This is a genomic window from Halalkalibacter flavus, assembly GCF_036663575.1.
Lineage (GTDB): Bacteria > Bacillota > Bacilli > Bacillales > Bacillaceae_D > Halalkalibacter > Halalkalibacter flavus.
Map to the genome: position 1 here is coordinate 177,819 of NZ_JAWRVK010000004.1, position 17,280 is coordinate 195,098.

Here is a 17,280-nt window from a genome sequence, read left to right on the forward strand (position 1 = left end):
CAAAATTATCCTGTGAAAGGGGTAGTTCCACACGCCATCAAGCTAAGTAAAAACAATCCCTCTAATAACGAAAAAACGCTATGTTTATCGTAAGAAGTTTACGAGAAAGGATGGTGTTTTTTTTATGAATCCTATCATCTCTAGTGAACTGACACTTTTTGCACAAGAAATACAACGCTTTCTATCGCCAAGAGTCCTTAAAGAAACAGCCAAAAAGGTTGGTTTTGTGAAGCGATCTAGTAAGTATCAAGCAGAAGAACTCATCGCCCTTTTTGTTTGGGTCAGCCAAGAAGTCGCTAGTACATCACTTACGCAACTATGTAGTCGTTTGGAGGCTTCAACGGGTGGTACTCATGAGCCAAGAGGGGTGTGAAGCACAGGTAGATTCGGCAGAAAGAAGGCTAGAGCCACTTCAATGGAGAAGGTATGTCATCCGATATGCCGCATGGCTGAAAAACTAGATAGGGTGAGAATGTCCGCAGAAAGGAACTGACGAACTTCCGAATGTACGGGTGAGCGACTTGTTCGGATATAACCGTGAAAGCTACGGGAAATTCTGGGGATTAATTAATATTAAATCTAACTTTCTATCTGATATCTGGAATGAAGAATCCATGTTTTCTGAAACAGATACATTAATACTTCTACATGCGTCTTTTTAGACATAAATAAGACGTAGGTGAAGTTGGCTGAATCTAACCTAAATCATCATTCTCATTGCTGACATGGTTAGAGATAGGTCGGATAGAGCGTTAGTTGAACAAGAAAGGACATAACATATTAGTCATAAAATATGTTATGTCCTTTAATTTATTTATCTTTTTTAAAAATTAGGTCTTGATAATTTTTTTAAGCAGTGGGTTCATTACATTAATTTAACGTTGTTCTAAACGAGCAATTCGTTCATTTAAGTCAGGGTGAGAGGAGAAAAGCTTTGCCATCCCGCTACTCCCATTAATTTTCATTGTTTGAATGGCCGAATCGTCAGTACCACGACTAACGTTAGCACGGTCAACATACGACTGTAATGAACGCAATGCGTGGGCCATTTTATCGCGGCCGGCTAAATCAGCCCCTCCTCGGTCAGCGTGAAATTCACGATGTCGCGAATAAGCCATAACGACAAGACTCCCAAGGATAGAGAAGAGAATTTGAAAGATAATGATCGCAGCAAAACGAACAACAGTCTGCATCTCAGAACGCACTAACCTTGATACTAATATCGCAGCAATTCTTGAGAAGAAGACGACAAATGTGTTGACCACTCCTTGCAGCAGGGTCATCGTAACCATATCCCCGTTTGCTACGTGCGCTACCTCATGGGCAATGACACCTTCTACAGCATCATCATCCATTACCGTTAATAGTCCTGATGATACTGCAACAAGGGAACGCTTCTTTGATGGCCCCGTTGCAAATGCGTTTACTTCAGGAGAATGGTAAATTCCGACTTCAGGCATATGTGTTAACCCAGCTGCACGAGATAGTCGGTGAACTTTCTCTACAACGCTACGTTCTTGTGGTGACAATGAACCATTTGGATCTAGAACTTTTACTTTCATCATCTTTTTTGCAATCCATCTAGACATCGCTAAAGAAATAAATGAACCTGTGAATCCAACAACTAAACTAAAAGCACCTAAAGCAACAAAATCTATTCCAAGTCCAGGACCTCCAGTTTCAAAGGAACCCCCAATATCAGTAAATGTCGTAATAATCGACCAGACGATAACAATCGTCGTCATAACTAGAATGTTTGTTAAAAGTAAAAATAGTAATCGTTTCCCCATATACGCCTCCATTTATTAATAGTCTCAAATTATTTTACCATATGTTTTGGTTAGGTTTAATAAAAGAAATTGACGTAACTAGTAAAATACTTGGAATAAAACAAAGAGATTGATACATACTACATGCTGTTAGAGTCCAATGAAGGAGTGGAAAACAATGAAAAAAAATCAAGAACAGCAACAACCGATGCAATCAACAGCAGATGAGCAATCGCCACCAGTTGAACAAGGTCAAAAAACAACAGCCCAAACGGACGGGTTTCGTTACGACTACGACGACTCTTCTGACGTGTAGGTAACATGGATGCTAAAGCTCTCCTATTATGCATAATAGGGGAGTTTTTTTAAAAGTACCTTCTTTCGCTAGTGCAATCGCATACTATGATTTTTTTTTGAGATTCAGTGAAACGTCACTTAAGTTATTAAAATGGGCGGTTTCAAATTATAGGATTATTAGACTTACTAAATGGGCAAGTTTAAAATAGAAAAGAGGAGTGTAAAGCTCTTACAATACGAAAAGGGTTTGTCTATTTTCATGAGAAAAAAATTAACATACTAGAGAATAAATAAGTACACTATTTCAAGCGCCAATAATGAAAGAGTTACTCATGTATCAACTTTAATGTTCAGGAGGGAAGATATCCTTATTATTTTTGTACGGACTCAATAACCGTAGATTAGGAGGAAAATGAATGTCTGACTCTATATCTAATACTCCACTAAACGTTACGGAAAGGGGACTTGTCTGTCGATTTACCAAAAGAAAGAGCACCTTTATTTGTACGTATTTTGATGGTCTTTGGCTCTTGGGATTTAACCAAGAAGATGTGAATGGAAAAAAGCTAGAAGATATATTCCCTAGTGAATTGTCCGGTATCATAAACAAGTATTGTTACCAAGCTTGGAACGGTCAATTTATTCAATATGAAACAAAGTTAAAAGGCAATGATTACATAGCTTTTTTTGCACCTTTATTTAATAATGGTGAGATTGTCGAGGTTATAGGCACTTTCATCCAAAGTAACAAATCATCTTTAGAAAATGAGCAAGTCAATACAAACTCATTATATGAAGACGTTCTTCAAACGATGTCAGAAGCAGTTATCATAATTGAAAAAGATGGTAAAGTCACTGCTTTAAATGAAAACTTTCAAAAGATGATCGGCTTAAAAGGCGATTATACATATGGATGGACGGAAGTAGAATATGTTGCAGAGGATGGATCCCATTTACCTTACTCTGAACTACCTGGAGTGAAAACACTAGAGAAGGGCATTTCCTTCCATAACTCGATTGTGGGAGTAAAGGACAACGAGAATAATCAAATTAAATGGCTTTCAGTTAACTCAAAACCTCTTACAATACGTGATCATAGTGATCGCGCCTCACTTGTAAGTATTTCTGATATTACAGAAAGAAAAGAAATGGAGAACACCTACATTCAAGCAAAAGAAGAGGCTGAAAAAGCAAATAGGGCTAAATCGGACTTTCTTTCTAAAATGAGTCATGAATTGCGAACACCGTTAAATGGGATTTTTGGTTTTGCGCAGTTATTAGAGCTTGATGACTCGTTAAATGACCAACAACGCGATTATGTGCAGGAGATCTTAAAAGGGGGAGGTCATTTATTAAATTTAATTAATGAAGTTTTAGATTTATCGAGAATTGAAACGGGTAAATTAAAAGTTTCGATAGAAGAGGTCCCTCTTTTAAACATTATTGATGAATGCATCAATATAGTTGAGCCTCTCGCTAAAAAGAAAAATATTCGTATTCAAAAACAACTAGATCCACAGCATGATATGGTCGTTCTAGCTGATCCTGTTCGACTGAAGCAAATACTCCTTAACCTTTTAGAAAATGCCATTAAATATAATCGTCAAAATGGTAACATCATGATCAACAGTTATTTGGAAGGAGACGATCAATTTGTTCATATTGTTGATACGGGTGTTGGTTTTTCAGTAGAAGAATATCACAAAATATTTGTTCCGTTTTACCGAGTGGAAGGTACAAAAGAAGAGGGGACAGGGATTGGTTTGGCTATAGTTAAGCAGCTTGTGCAACAAATGGGCGGCGAAATAAGTGTAAGAAGTAAAAAGGGGCAAGGCAGTGAATTTTGTTTTAGTCTGCCTATTCCCAAAAATTTAAAGCCTGTTATACGTTGGGAAGACGAGGTAGAATCGATTAAGAAAGTAGAGGGAAGGTCAGAACACTATCGCTTGTTATATATTGAAGATAATGAATCTAATCTGAACTTAGTGAAAAACATTATTAAATCTCATCCTTCCTATACACTGTTAACAGCTAACAACGGGAAAGAAGGGATCAAAAAGGCTGCTTTAGAAAAAATAGATCTAATATTGCTTGATCTAAATCTCCCGGATATGAATGGTTATGCAGTGTTTGATATGTTAAAAGCAAAGGAACAAACAAAAGGGATCGCTGTTATTGCTGTAAGTGCAAATGCGATGCCTCAAGATATTCAACATACTTTGGACAAGGGGTTTGATAATTATTTGTCAAAACCAATTCATGTTAAAGAGTTTTTGAATACTGTAAGTGAGACATTAAACAATACGATTACACAAAATATTCCACATCATACGATATTAAGTACAGGCCCGTATGGAGAAGAGGCGGTTTCAGCAAAGACGCTTCAATTATCTTTGACAGAGCTAAAAAAAATTAAGGAAAAGAAGTATAGGGCGGCTATAGCAATGCACTATGCCGACAATGATTGGTCAAAGTCTCAAATTGCAGGTGTAACATCAACTTTTGAGAAAATGGGGATAGAGGTAATTGCTGTAACGGATGCACAATTTAAATGGGAAAAGCAAGTAGAAGATATTGAGACCATTTTGATTCAAAAGCCAGATATTATTGTAAGCATTCCAGTAGACCCAATCTTTACGGCAAGTGTTTACAAAAAGGCTGCGAACGCAGGCGTAAAGCTAGTATTTATGGACAATGTTCCAAAGGGGCTAGAGCATGGTAAAGATTATGTCAGCATCGTTTCTACTGATAACTTTGGCAACGGTATTGAGGCAGCTCATATTATGGGTCAAGAATTAGGAGGAAAAGGGAAGGTTGGCATGATCAATTACAATGCCGATTTCTTTGCAACAAAACAAAGAACAGAAGGTTTTGAAGAGACGATTAAGCAGCAATACCCCAGTATTGAACTCGTTGCCCAGGAAGGCTTAACCGACCCAAGTCATGGAGAAAAAGTGGCAGTTGATATGATTAGAAAAAATCCTGACATGAATGGCATGTTCGTTGTATGGGATGTACCTGCAGAAGGAGCTATGAAGGCAACTGAAGCTGTTGGAAAAAGTGATTTAGTCATCACGACGATTGACTTAGGCTTTAATGCTGCACTAGAAATGGCCAAGGATGGAAGCATAAAAGGATTGGGTGCCCAGCTTCCTTATCAACAAGGTGTAGCAGAAGCGATATTGGCAGGGTATGCACTTCTCAGAAAACAAACACCACCTTATGTGGCTGTTCCAGCTCTAAGAGTAACAAATAAAAATCTATTAGAAGCTTGGAGGCTTGTTTACAATGAGGATGCTCCCGATCTTATTCAACGTACATTAAAATAAGGAAAAGCCGAGTATCTATGCCAAAAGTGTGTAGGTGCTTAGTACAATTAAAAGGAGAAGTAATAAATAAATGGAACGCTTCCTAAATATCCTTATTTACTGAAATATAAAATAATTGATGCAATTAATCATATGTAGAAAAAATCTTTTTTTTCATAGTTGTCCTAATAACATTCACAAATAGGTGGACATTAATAATAGGCCAATTATTGGAGGGTACTTATAAATGAAAATATTGATTGCTGAGGATGATAAGGCTTCAAGAAAACTATTAAAGTGCTTTATTGAAACGCTTCCACAATTTCAAGTTGTTGCAGAAGCGGCCAATGGAGAAGAATTAATCCGCTCTGTCATGGAGAATAAACCAGATATCGCCTTAGTTGATATTGGTATGCCTTTACTGAATGGACTAGAAGCAGTTAAATCCTGCAAAAAGCTACTTCCCTCTTTAGAAGTAATTTTTACAACAGGACATGATCAATATGCTTTAGATGCTTTTGACGTCAGTGCTGTTGATTATATTGTTAAACCGATCGAAAGGGATAGACTGTATACAGCTTTAGAAAGAGTGGAAAAAAGGTTATATCAAAGCGGTATACCAAGTGAAAAAACTTCAAAAAATAAAGATATCATGATAAAAAGAAACAATCAAATTACTTTTCTCCCACCTGAAGAGATTCTATTTATTGAAAAATTGGACAGGAAAACGGTTATTCATACGAAGGATAATAAATATGAAACAAATGAGCCATTAACGACTTACGAAAACGTTCTCGGGCCCCGTTTTATGGCAACACATAGGTCTTATCTAATAAATCTAGATCAATTAGCAAGAGTAGAGACAGCTGGTCGAATGTATAAGGCTTATTTCAAAAACTATAACGAAACAGCAAGGGTTTCAAAGCAGAAATTAGTAGAATTACAACATTTAAAATCAGTATCCAATTAAAAAGACAGTGAAAATGGTAAAGGCAGCCTTTTTTAAACCATCATTAAATGATTACAAAAGCTCACGATAACTTAATGATTATTGTGGGCTTTAATCTTTTTAAAAATTATGACCATTTTGTCTAAAAGAATGAAAAAGAATATCGAATAAAATGATAACGCTTCCGATTGAATAGATTACATGTCTAAAGCTTGTTAGACACGATTAGTGAGTGCGTTTACAATTTGGTTATAGCAATAAAAGAGAAACATAAAACCCAATGTAAGAACAATCGAAAAGGAATAGAAGTCAGTTTAATCTATAATTCCTAGTATGTTTAGTTGTTTAATATGAACTATGTATATTTTGTAATCGGTTACATTTTTGTGAGGAGGTGATGGAAAACGTGAAGCAATAATTCTTTTTAAGAATCATGATTTTTCCAAGGCTTTTATAAAAAAGGGAGGTTTCATTATGAAAAAGAGAATTCTACTTTCTATGCTTTTCATGTTAGGACTAAGTGTTTTCATTGTTGGTTGCAATGGTGAAGAAGTTTCGGAAACAGTTGCAGACAATGATGAAGTGGTAAAAGAAATAGAAGAAGAGGCAGATCCAGATAGTACGTTTACAGGACCATTGACGATTAATCCAGATATTCCTGACTTGGATGTCTTAGATATAGGACCACATGGTGAGCAAGCTGAATCAGCAAAGGATTTAATCCTTACTGAGGAAGAACTTCAGCAAATTAGAGAGGGAGGCTACACAGCAGCGATTGTTATGCATTATTCCGGTACGGATTATATGAATGCCGCAGTTGGTGCAATGCGAGAAACCTTTGAAAGAATGGGAATTAAAGTAATTGCAGAAACGGATGCGCAGTTCAGTGCCGAAACACAAGTAAATGATATTGAAACCGTGTTAGCTAGGCAGCCTGATATCATGATCTCTGTGCCGGTTGATGCAGTCTCGACAGCAGGGGCATATAAACAAGCAATTGAGCAAGGAGTAAACGTAGTATTTATGGATGGGGTCGCAGAAGGGCTTGAGCCTGGTGAAGATTATGTAAGTATTGTATCAGGAGATAACTTCGGGAATGGTGCAGCAGCAGCTCATATTATGGCAGAAAAGCTAGGCGGGGAAGGAAAAATAGGTGTCGTCTATCATGATGTTAATTTCTTTGTAACAAAAAACCGTTCTGATGCTTTTGAGGAAACGATTAAAAATGAGTACCCAAACATTGAAACCGTTACAACAGGTGGAATTACGGGCCCGAATGATGGAGAGGAAGTAGCATCAGCGATGATTACTAGAAACCCTGATATAGATGGAATTTTCGCTCCTTGGGATGTGCCGGCAGAGGGTGTCATGTCTGCTGCACGAGCAGCCGGCAGAGAAGATTTAATTATTACAACCGTTGATTTAGGGGAGAATGTTGCGAGATCGATCGCTTCTGATGGAATTGTAAAAGGACTTGGAGCTCAACTTCCTTATGATCAAGGTGTAGCTCAAGCAATCCTTGCAGGGTATGCCGTTCTTGGAAAAGAGGCACCTCCTTACGTTGCTTCTCCAGCTATTAAAGTAACACAAGAAAATGTTTTAGAGGCTTGGGAGCTTATCTATGGAGTAGAAGCGCCTGCAAATGTCCAGAATGCACTGAAAGAATAACAATGAATCTTTAACTATTGAACTCGTATTTGAAGAATTCTAGTCTAGAAGTTTAAGGAGACTTCAAAACGAGTTGCTTTTTTTAAGAGAGTTGCAACAATAATACGAATTTGGGAGGTTATGCTATGACGATGCAAGCTGTGTTTTTTCCTGGTGATAAAAAAGTAGAAGTAAGAGAAATGGAGATTCCCAAGCCGGGGCAGGGGGAAGTACTGGTTCAATTAAAAGCCTCTGCTATTTGCCGCAGTGATATGAGTTTGTATTACGGGACTTCTGTATTTGAAGGAACAAAAACAGGTTGTACAGTTCCTGGGCATGAGCCAGCAGGCGTGATAAAAGAAGTAGGAGCAGGTGTAGCAAATTTTAAATCTGGTGATCGGGTTGCGGTATACTTAGCGCTTGGATGTGGAGAATGTGCACATTGTAAAAGCGGATATAAAATGTTTTGCAAGGAATTTAAATGTATCGGTTTTGATTCTCATGGAGGAGATGCCGATTATATGGTTGTACCTGAAGAAAACTGCATGAGACTTCCTGATGAGATGAGTTATATTACGGCTGCTGTTTCTACAGATGCGGTTGGTACGTTATATCACGCTCAAAAAAGAATGGCGATTTCAGGAAGAGATACGCTCGTCATCTTTGGCATGGGACCTATGGGTGGAGCAGGTGTCATGGTTGCAAAAGGGTTTGGAGCGACAGTGATTGCTGTTGATATGTTAGATGAACGGCTAGAGATTGCGAAAGAATTAGGAGCAGATTATACACTCAATGGGAAGAACGTTAATATATTAGCAGAAATTAGTAAGATTACAAACGATCGCGGAGCAGATGCGGCTATCGATTGTTCTGGTAGTCCATTTGCGGAAAATGATGCATTAAATAGTGTAAGAGCTCATGGAAGAGTTGCTTTTATAGGTGAAAATAAGGAACTGAAAATCCACCCAAGTGAGCAGTTAATCCGTAAACAGATAACAGTCATGGGTTCGTGGTATTTTCCAATCCAGGAATTTGATGAGATTGCAGAATTCATTGTTAGAAAACAATTACCTGTAGAAAAGTTAGTAACCCATACGTTTACGTTAGAAGAAGCAGAGAAAGCTTTCAAATTATTCGATGAAAGAAAAACAGAAAAAGCTGTGTTTGTTTGGGAATAAACATTCAAAGGGACGAAGAAGGAGTTGTTGAAAGTGAAAGGTATTTCTTTTAATACGTGGGCTTATAGTGGTTTTCCAGTTTGGGTTCCTTCGTATCCATTAGAAGAGGTGATCAAAAGACTGTCTTCGTTTGGATATGACGCCATTGAGATTGGATGTGCAAGTCCGCATGCTTGGCCAGATTATTTATCACCGGAACGAAGACGAGAGATTTTACATTTACTTAAGGAGAAGAATTTAAAAGTATCTGCAATGCTTCCTGCACCCGGTGGCGGACCTGGAGTAAATCCTAGTTCCCCTTTGAAAGAGGAAAGGGAGTTTACGATTCAACATTATAAGGATGTCGTTCGGTTAGCCTCTGAATGGGAATGCCCGACTGTGATGTGGATTGCAGGCTGGGTAGTTCACGGGACATCTCAAACGGAAGCTTGGAATTATAGCTTAGAAGCGTTAACGGAAGTCGCCGAATATGCAAAAGATCTTGGTGTCACGATGGTCATTGAGCCTACGCCGGCAGATAGTAATTTAATAGAGACAGCAGATGATGCCTTACTATTAAGTGAGCAAACCGGATTATCGAATGTAAAGGTTATGTTTGATACGTTCCATGCTTTGTATCGGAATGAAGTTCCAAGTGACTATGTGTACAAGATGGCAGATAAACTTCATCACGTTCATATTTCTGATAATGATCGTCTTCCACCTGGAGAAGGAAGATGTGACTTCGACGCAGTATTGAAAGCATTAAAAGACATTAACTATGATGGGTACTTATCAATGGAAGTAGGATTTCACACAAGACAAGCAGAACCTGATTGGTATGCGAAAAAATCAATTGAATTTTTAAGAGGAAAAGTAAAGCAGATTTATGGAGATAGCGAGAGGATCAGCCTCTAACTTAAATGAACATATTTGTAGACTAGCAAGCCCGTAATCGACAAAAGTTGATTCCGGGCTTTAAAAATTCTTATAATTTGTGATTTTTTTGTCTGAATGAATGAAATTCGTGTCTGAATTAAAAGTGAGCGCTTCCGAAAATGATAAAATGGTGCCTGAAGCTAGTTAGACACCAATCCTGAATACGTTTACAATGCAAGCATAGAGTTAAAAAAAAAGAAATGAGCGAACAAAAATGGTTGGAATCATTGATGTAGCCAAAAGGGCTAAAGTTTCTACTGCTACCGTTTCAAGGGTGTTAAGCAGTCCCCATACTGTTAGGGAAGAAACGATGGGAAGGGTTTTGGAAGCGATAAAAGATTTAGATTACCATCCCAATATATTAGCCCGCCAGTTACGAACGCTAGAGACAAAGACAGTCATTGTCGTTGTTCCAGATATTTCAAATCCCTTTTTCTCGAAGGTTCTTAGAGGGATCGAATATGTTGCAGCCGCAAATGGTTATCAAGTTTTATTAAAAGATACAACCAATGACTTAGAGTTAGAGAGTGGTTATGTAGATCTTCTTAGACAGAAGAAAGCAGACGGCATGATTTTTTTAACAGTAATGAATTCAGAACTTGTAAATATAGTAGAAAATCAATATCCCGTCGTTCTAGCTTGTGAATATATAGAAGGTTCAAGTATCCCAACAGTATCAATTGATAATATCAGTGCTGCAAGAAAAGCGACCGAATATCTGATTCGATTGGGACATAGACAAATAGCCTTTATATCAGGACCGACTACCAGCGTTCTCGGACAGGATCGGCTAAAGGGATTTTATCAAGCGTTGGCCCAATATAATGTAACGGTCGATCCGGTACTTATTCAAGAAGGGGATTTCACTTATGAAAGTGGCTTTAATGTAATGAATAAGCTGCTGGCTCTAAATCAGCTTCCCACTGGAGTGTTTGCCGCTAATGATGAAATGGCACTTGGGGCCATTAAGGCAATCAAGTCTAAACATTTTCGAGTTCCTGCTGATATCTCAGTCATAGGATTTGATAATATCAAGTTTTCAACGATTGTTGAACCAGAGCTTACGACGATTGCTCAACCGGCTTTTGAAATTGGGAACAAAGCGATGGATCTGCTTATAAAGCTGATGAAAAATAAAAAGATTATTAGAAATCAATATATTTTAGATGACAAGCTTATTATCAGAAATTCTTGCGTGAAAAAGCTCTGAAAAAAGTAAGTTGCTAAAATGTAATCCTTTACAAAATATAGCCACAATCAGTTTGTAATTCTTAGTTAATTGGGAGTTTTAGTTTGGTTAAATGTAATCCTTTACAAATTATTCCCACTTTTTAGTAGGATTCTAGAATTTTCACTGTTTTTAATTGTAATCCTTTACATTCTTCAAGGGGGGTGATGCAAGCAATCGATCGTGTGAAAACTGTACAAATTACTTGATTTGAATTGGAGGAGAAAAATATGAAACTAGGATACCAAACAAATACATGGGGTGGCGTTGTTGGTCACCCGGCAGGAGTAACTTCTATTAAAGATTGTTATTACTTAGCAAATGGCTCAACAGAAGAAGCATTAGAGGATCTTTCAAGTATAGGATATAAGGGCTTTGAAATTTTCGATGGAAATCTGCTGCAATATGAAAACAAGAAAGAAGAGTTTCAAACATTGATGGACTCTTTAAAGCTAAAGTTGATTGGTGTTTATTCTGGAGGAAACTTTATTTTCGATGAAATCCTCGAGGAAGAGCTAGCAAAAATTGAAAAGGCGGCAAGTCTTGCTGCTGAATTCGGTGCAGAGCATTTAGTCGTTGGCGGGGGAGCGCTAAGAAGTACAGGAATTTTAGAAAGCGACTATGAAAAATTAGGACAAGCTCTAGAACGCGTAAGTGAGATTGCGAAAGCAAATGGGTTAGTTGCGAGCTATCATCCGCACTTAGGTTCATTGGGAGAGTCTCCAGAGCAAGTCGAGAAGATTGCACAATTTACATCGATTAACTTTTGCCCGGATACAGCCCACATTGAAGCGGGCGGCGGAGATCCGATTGAATTTATTAAAAAATATAAGGATAGTATCCCTTACGTTCACTTGAAAGATTTAAAAGGTGGAGACTTCCTGCCATTAGGTGAGGGAGAGCAAAACTTACAAGGAGTAATTGAAGCGCTTCAAGCAATGAATTACGACGGATGGGTAACGGTGGAATTAGATAGTTACACCAATCCGAAGCAAGGAGCAGAGATCAGCTTAGATTTCCTAAACAAATTTTATAAATAAAACATAAATGGGGGGTTGAAATTGAAAAAGTTTAAAAGATTTGCGGTCGCGTCGCTTGCGGCAGGAATGCTTGTCTTAGCTGGTTGTAATACAGAAAGCACATCAAGCAGTGAGGAGGAGCTTTCATCATCTAACAGCTCAGAAACAAAGACTGAAGAAACTGTCCTTGAGCCAATCACGATTAATCCAAATATTGATGCCGATGCTGTCATTCAAAGTGAAGGGCCATATGGAGAGTCGGCGGTATCTGCTACGACGCTTGAGCTTACCGTAGAAGATATTGAAAAAATTAAAGAAGGAAATTATAAAGCAGCTCTCGTTATGCACTATGCAGGAAATGATTGGTCAAAAGCGCAAATAAATGGATTGGAGACGACATTTGAAAAAATGGGAATTGAAGTCATTGCCGTAACGGATGCGCAATTTAGTGCAGAGAAGCAAGTGGCTGATCTTGAAACCGTAATGGCAAGAAATCCAGATATTATCGTAAGTATTCCAACAGATCCTGTTTCGACTGCTTCTGCGTTTAAAAGAGCTGCTGAACAAGGTACTAAATTAGTCTTTATGGACAATGTACCGAGCAATTTAACCCATGAAGAACACTATGTAAGCGTTGTTTCTGCTGATAACTATGGAAATGGAATTGCAGCTGCTGAAGTAATGGCGGAAGAACTTGGCGGAGAAGGGAAAATTGGTGTCGTCTACCATGATGCAGACTTCTTTGTCACAAAACAAAGAACGGAAGCATTTGAAGCAACAATTCAAGAAAAGTACCCAAACATTGAAATTGTAGCGCGTGGCGGCATTAGTGGTCCTGATGACGGATTACAGGTAGCTTCAGCCATGTTGACAACAAACCCTGATCTAGACGGCATCTTTGGTGTGTGGGATGTACCAACTGAAGGAATAGTAGCAGCTGCTAGAACAGCGGGTAGAGATGATTTAGTCATTACAACCATTGATTTAGGTGCAAATGTAGCTTTGAACATTGCAAGAGGTGGTTCGATTAAAGGACTAGGAGCCCAACTTCCTTATGACCAAGGAGTCGCAGAAGCCATTTTAGCTGGTTACGCACTGTTAGATAAGGAAACGCCATCTTACGTGGCCGTACCTGCTTTAACTGTAACACAGGAAAATATTCTCGACGCATGGGAAATGGTTTACTCGACATCAGCTCCACAAGAAGTTCAAGATGCATTGTCAAAATAACAAGGATATTAGAGGAGGAATTTCAAAATGAAAACATATAACGTAGGTTTAATTGGTGCAGGATTTATGGCAAAAGCACATTCACTAGCATATGCAGGGATGCCAATGTATTTCTGGCCAGCTCCAGGGCTGACACATCGGAAAATGGTGGCCGATGTAACAGAAGAGTTAGCGAAAGATGCTGCAGCTCGACTTGGATACGACGAATATACAGCAAATTGGATGGATATTATCAACAACCCTGATATTGACATCGTTGACATTGTAACTCCGAATGATTCTCATGCAGAGATTGCGATTGCAGCAGCAAAAGCAGGAAAACACATTATTTCAGAAAAGCCATTAGCTCGTAATGCAGCTGAGGCGAAAACGATGCTGGATGCGGTCAAAGAAGCAGGAGTCAAGCATATGGTTGCATTTAACTACCGTAGAACACCTGCTGTTGCCCTTGCGAAAAAATATATTGAAGAAGGAGCGATCGGAAAAGTATTGAATTTCCGTGGAACGTATCTGCAAGATTGGTCTGCAGACCCGAATTCTCCACTTTCTTGGAGATTTAAAAAAGACATTGCTGGTTCGGGGGCGTTAGGAGATATCGGGACACATGTCGTTGATTTTGCAAGATATTTAGTTGGTGAAATCTCTGATGTAATGGCACATACACAAACATGGGTGAAAGAAAGACCGATCCAAACTGGCGGTGTTGATAAATTAGGAACCGTAAAGTCAGCGGAAGATGTACCAAAAGGACAAGTTGATGTTGATGATGAGTTAATGACACTTTTAAAATTTGAAAATGGAGCCGTTGGAAGTATTGAAGCAACTCGTAACGCTCACGGCAGAAACAACTTCCTTACATTTGAAATTCACGGGGAGAAAGGTTCACTTATTTTTAACTATGAGCGTCGCGATGAATTACAAGTTTTCTTTGCCGATGACCCAGCCGATCGTAAAGGCTTTAGAACAGTATATACAGGTCCTGCACACCCATACGGAGAAGGGCTATGGCCAATTCCTGCATTAGGAATCGGTTATGGAGATACGAAAATTATCGAAGTCTATGATTTTGTGAAAGCCATTGCAGATGACACGGAGGTTTCCCCTAACTTTGATGATGGATACCAAATTTGTGTGATTAGTGATGCAATTTTGGAATCTGCTGAAAAAGGCGAGTGGGTAAAAGTAAAAAAATTAGAAGTAACGATTCCTTAATTACAATAAAGGGGGTAATTCATTACCCCCTTTAAAACAAAGGGTGATTTTATGACAAAGCTAGCATTGAGAATGTCAGAAATATCAAAATCTTTTAATGGGATAAATGTACTTGATCATGTTGAATTTGAGTTAGAAAAAGGCGAAGTTCATGCACTAATGGGTGGGAATGGAGCTGGAAAGTCAACGTTAATGAAAATTCTAACGGGTGTCTATCAGAAAGATAGCGGGAAAATTGTCATTAATGACAAAGAGGTAGAGATTGAAAAGCCGCAAGATGCACAAGAAAATGGTGTAGCGATGATTTTCCAGGAATTTAGTGTGATCCCTTCCTTAACAGTAAAACAAAACATTTTTTTAAATCGTGAATTAAAGAAAAGCAATGGATTTTTAGATGAAAAAGCGATGTATGTTCAAACTGAAGATCTTTTAAAGCAATTAAATGTCAATATTAGTCCAGATATGTTAATCGAAAATCTAAGTGTCGGCTTTTGGCAAATGACTGAAATTGCCAAGGCACTTGCTCAAAAGGCAAGTATCTTAATTATGGATGAGCCAACCGCAACCTTATCAAAAAATGAAACCGAAACATTGTTTGAGTTAATTGAGACATTAAAGTCAGAAGGCATGTCAATCATTTATATTTCACATAGAATGGATGAAATCTTTCAAGTGTCCGACCGCATAACTGTACTGCGGGATGGCAAATTTGTGATTACCAGCCCAACAGCTGATTTAACCATGGAAGAGCTTGTTCAACATATCGTTGGGAAATCGATGGAGTCAAGCTTTGGTTGGAAACCTCGTTCATATTCAAAAGAAGAAGTGATATTAGAAACGAAGGACTTACATTCAGGATCAAAAGTAAATGGAGTCGATCTCTGTGTATATAAAGGTGAAATTCTTGGTATTGCAGGCTTAATGGGAAGCGGCCGGACAGAACTGGCGCAAGCGATATTTGGTATCGACCCAATTACGTCTGGAGAGGTCTTTGTGGATTGTCAAGCGGTCAGAATAAAACAGCCGCAAGACGCCATTCGCGCTGGGATTGCGTTAGTTCCAGAAGATCGACGAGTACAAGGGTTAGTACTGACCCACGAAGTAAAAGAAAATATCATTTACCCAATCTTAAACAAAGTATCGAAATCTGGGTTTATCAATAAGAAGAAAGTAGATCAACTATCCGAGCAGTTCGTTGAAAAGTTAAATATTAAAACGGATAGTATCTATAAGTCTACAAATCTCTTATCAGGCGGGAATCAGCAAAAAATTGTTCTTGCAAAATGGTTAGCAAACGAACCGAATATATTAATCCTTGATGAGCCGACAAATGGAGTTGATATCGGTTCAAAATCCGAGATTATTGAAATTATTCGTGAGTTAGCTGATCAGGGGAAAGCCGTTATTGTCATTTCTTCTGAACTAGCAGAGCTTTTAGCTGTTTCAGATAGAATTATTACGTTAAAAAATGGCAAGGTAACAAGTGAATTATCACGTGAGGAAATTAAATCAGAGGAGGATTTAGAGCATGCAATCCAAAATCATTAATACTACAACTGCAACAAAACGTCCTGCTTTTGATTGGCGAAATTATATTGTCTATATTGCTTTTATCGGAGTTTTTATCACATTCTCAATCACGCTATATGATTATGGATTTTTATCAACCAATAACCTTTTAAATATTGTTAGACAAACAGCAATGATTTCAATTATGGCTGTAGCGGTAACATTCGTGATCTCAACTGCCGAAATTGATTTATCGGTTGGTTCGATTGCGGCCTTATCTTCCTTAACAGCGGCATTAGCGATTCAATCATTTGGCGTTATTGGTGGAATCCTTGCTGGAATTGGGACAGGCGCCTTTATCGGTTTAATTAATGGACTTTTAGTTACCAAGGTGTTAATTCCATCCTTCCTTGTCACGCTTGGAATGATGATTATTGTGAAAGGGATTGCGATGTGGATTACAGGAACAGCTCCTGTACCAATCTTAAACGATGCATTTATTTTCTTATTTGGTTCTGGAAGCTTAGGGCCGATTCCGATGCTTTTCGTTTGGACGATTTTAATAGCGGTAATCGGTCATATTGTTTTAAGAAAAACAACGTTTGGCAGACAAACTCTTGCAACAGGGGGAAATGAAAGCGCAGCTAGATTCTCAGGGATCAATACAGCTCGTGTCAAACTAATCGCCTTAATATCTTCAGGGATGATGGCTGGTTTTGCTGGTATGTTATATGCAGGTAGACTTGAGGCCGGTCGTTTTACATTCGGTGAAGGGGCAGAGCTTTCTGTTATTGCAGCCGTTATTCTTGGTGGAACGAGTCTGTTTGGCGGAGTTGGAACAGTCGTTGGAACGATTTTTGGTTCAATTTTAATTGGAACGATTAATAATGGCTTAATCATTATGGGCTTAGATGTAAGTCAGCAAATGATGGTTAGTGGCTTGATTATTATTTTAGCAGTAGCGTTTGGACGCAAAGCAAAGAAACGATAAAGAAAAAACAGTTTTTAATAGGATA

13 protein-coding genes and 1 pseudogene are annotated in these 17,280 nt (G+C 38.3%); 13 read left to right on the forward strand and 1 reads right to left on the reverse strand.

Features of this window, described 5'->3' with window-relative positions; genetic code table 11:
* Positions 1-124: 124 nt before the first annotated feature.
* Positions 125-370: pseudogene (locus tag SAY88_RS04505) on the forward strand (IS4 family transposase); the annotation flags it as partial.
* Between the two features lie 505 nt (positions 371-875).
* On the opposite strand, the gene htpX reads toward SAY88_RS04505, so the two are convergent.
* Positions 876-1,790: a protease HtpX gene (htpX, locus tag SAY88_RS04510; protein ID WP_250097497.1), complete on the reverse strand. Its 915-nt coding sequence runs from the start codon at positions 1,788-1,790 to the stop codon at positions 876-878.
* A gap of 139 nt (positions 1,791-1,929) precedes the next feature.
* Between htpX and SAY88_RS04515 the strand changes: the two genes are divergently transcribed.
* The 12 genes from SAY88_RS04515 to SAY88_RS04570 all read left to right on the forward strand — a co-directional run bounded on the left by SAY88_RS04515 (position 1,930) and on the right by SAY88_RS04570 (position 17,255).
* On the forward strand, positions 1,930-2,085 hold the full coding sequence (locus tag SAY88_RS04515; RefSeq protein ID WP_332629693.1) for a hypothetical protein: 156 nt from the start codon (positions 1,930-1,932) through the stop codon (positions 2,083-2,085).
* A gap of 397 nt (positions 2,086-2,482) precedes the next feature.
* Positions 2,483-5,395: a substrate-binding domain-containing protein gene (locus SAY88_RS04520; RefSeq protein WP_332629694.1), complete on the forward strand. Its 2,913-nt coding sequence runs from the start codon at positions 2,483-2,485 to the stop codon at positions 5,393-5,395.
* A 226-nt stretch (positions 5,396-5,621) separates the two neighbouring features.
* The gene (locus tag SAY88_RS04525) at positions 5,622-6,344 is read left to right on the forward strand and encodes a LytR/AlgR family response regulator transcription factor (RefSeq protein ID WP_332629695.1); all 723 of its coding nucleotides are present in this window, start codon (positions 5,622-5,624) and stop codon (positions 6,342-6,344) included.
* Between the two features lie 453 nt (positions 6,345-6,797).
* Positions 6,798-7,991 (forward strand): substrate-binding domain-containing protein, encoded by a 1,194-nt coding sequence (locus SAY88_RS04530; protein ID WP_332629696.1) that lies wholly within the window; start codon positions 6,798-6,800, stop codon positions 7,989-7,991.
* Between the two features lie 125 nt (positions 7,992-8,116).
* Positions 8,117-9,148 carry a zinc-dependent alcohol dehydrogenase family protein gene (locus SAY88_RS04535; protein WP_332629698.1) on the forward strand — a complete coding sequence of 344 codons (1,032 nt, stop codon included), beginning with the start codon at positions 8,117-8,119 and terminating at the stop codon, positions 9,146-9,148.
* A 33-nt stretch (positions 9,149-9,181) separates the two neighbouring features.
* Positions 9,182-10,045 carry a sugar phosphate isomerase/epimerase family protein gene (locus tag SAY88_RS04540; protein WP_332629699.1) on the forward strand — a complete coding sequence of 288 codons (864 nt, stop codon included), beginning with the start codon at positions 9,182-9,184 and terminating at the stop codon, positions 10,043-10,045.
* A gap of 235 nt (positions 10,046-10,280) precedes the next feature.
* A complete protein-coding gene (locus tag SAY88_RS04545) occupies positions 10,281-11,276 on the forward strand; it encodes a LacI family DNA-binding transcriptional regulator (RefSeq protein WP_332629700.1) in 996 nt (331 codons plus the stop codon).
* Between the two features lie 248 nt (positions 11,277-11,524).
* A complete protein-coding gene (locus SAY88_RS04550; RefSeq protein ID WP_332629701.1) occupies positions 11,525-12,334 on the forward strand; it encodes a sugar phosphate isomerase/epimerase family protein in 810 nt (269 codons plus the stop codon).
* 21 nt (positions 12,335-12,355) lie between these two features.
* Positions 12,356-13,543, forward strand: a complete 1,188-nt coding sequence (locus tag SAY88_RS04555; protein WP_332629703.1) for a substrate-binding domain-containing protein — start codon at positions 12,356-12,358, stop codon at positions 13,541-13,543.
* A 27-nt stretch (positions 13,544-13,570) separates the two neighbouring features.
* Positions 13,571-14,755, forward strand: coding sequence for a levoglucosan dehydrogenase (locus SAY88_RS04560; protein ID WP_332629704.1), 1,185 nt, complete (start codon positions 13,571-13,573; stop codon positions 14,753-14,755).
* 51 nt (positions 14,756-14,806) lie between these two features.
* Positions 14,807-16,303, forward strand: coding sequence for a sugar ABC transporter ATP-binding protein (locus tag SAY88_RS04565; protein ID WP_332629706.1), 1,497 nt, complete (start codon positions 14,807-14,809; stop codon positions 16,301-16,303).
* On the forward strand, positions 16,284-17,255 hold the full coding sequence (locus tag SAY88_RS04570) for an ABC transporter permease (RefSeq protein ID WP_332629708.1): 972 nt from the start codon (positions 16,284-16,286) through the stop codon (positions 17,253-17,255). Before SAY88_RS04565 ends, SAY88_RS04570 begins: the two co-directional genes overlap by 20 nt.
* Positions 17,256-17,280: the final 25 nt, after the last annotated feature.

Bases quoted from the DNA above. Each gene is read 5' to 3' on its own strand.
- SAY88_RS04545 (WP_332629700.1), top strand. From the start codon at position 10,281: ATGGTTGGAATCATTGATGTAGCCAAAAGGGCTAAAGTTTCTACTGCT.
- SAY88_RS04565 (WP_332629706.1), top strand. From the start codon at position 14,807: ATGACAAAGCTAGCATTGAGAATGTCAGAAATATCAAAATCTTTTAAT.
- SAY88_RS04570 (WP_332629708.1), top strand. From the start codon at position 16,284: ATGCAATCCAAAATCATTAATACTACAACTGCAACAAAACGTCCTGCT.
- SAY88_RS04530 (WP_332629696.1), top strand. From the start codon at position 6,798: ATGAAAAAGAGAATTCTACTTTCTATGCTTTTCATGTTAGGACTAAGT.
- SAY88_RS04560 (WP_332629704.1), top strand. From the start codon at position 13,571: ATGAAAACATATAACGTAGGTTTAATTGGTGCAGGATTTATGGCAAAA.
- SAY88_RS04535 (WP_332629698.1), top strand. From the start codon at position 8,117: ATGACGATGCAAGCTGTGTTTTTTCCTGGTGATAAAAAAGTAGAAGTA.
- htpX (WP_250097497.1), bottom strand. From the start codon at position 1,790: ATGGGGAAACGATTACTATTTTTACTTTTAACAAACATTCTAGTTATG.
- SAY88_RS04515 (WP_332629693.1), top strand. From the start codon at position 1,930: ATGAAGGAGTGGAAAACAATGAAAAAAAATCAAGAACAGCAACAACCG.
- SAY88_RS04520 (WP_332629694.1), top strand. From the start codon at position 2,483: ATGTCTGACTCTATATCTAATACTCCACTAAACGTTACGGAAAGGGGA.
- SAY88_RS04525 (WP_332629695.1), top strand. From the start codon at position 5,622: ATGAAAATATTGATTGCTGAGGATGATAAGGCTTCAAGAAAACTATTA.
- SAY88_RS04550 (WP_332629701.1), top strand. From the start codon at position 11,525: ATGAAACTAGGATACCAAACAAATACATGGGGTGGCGTTGTTGGTCAC.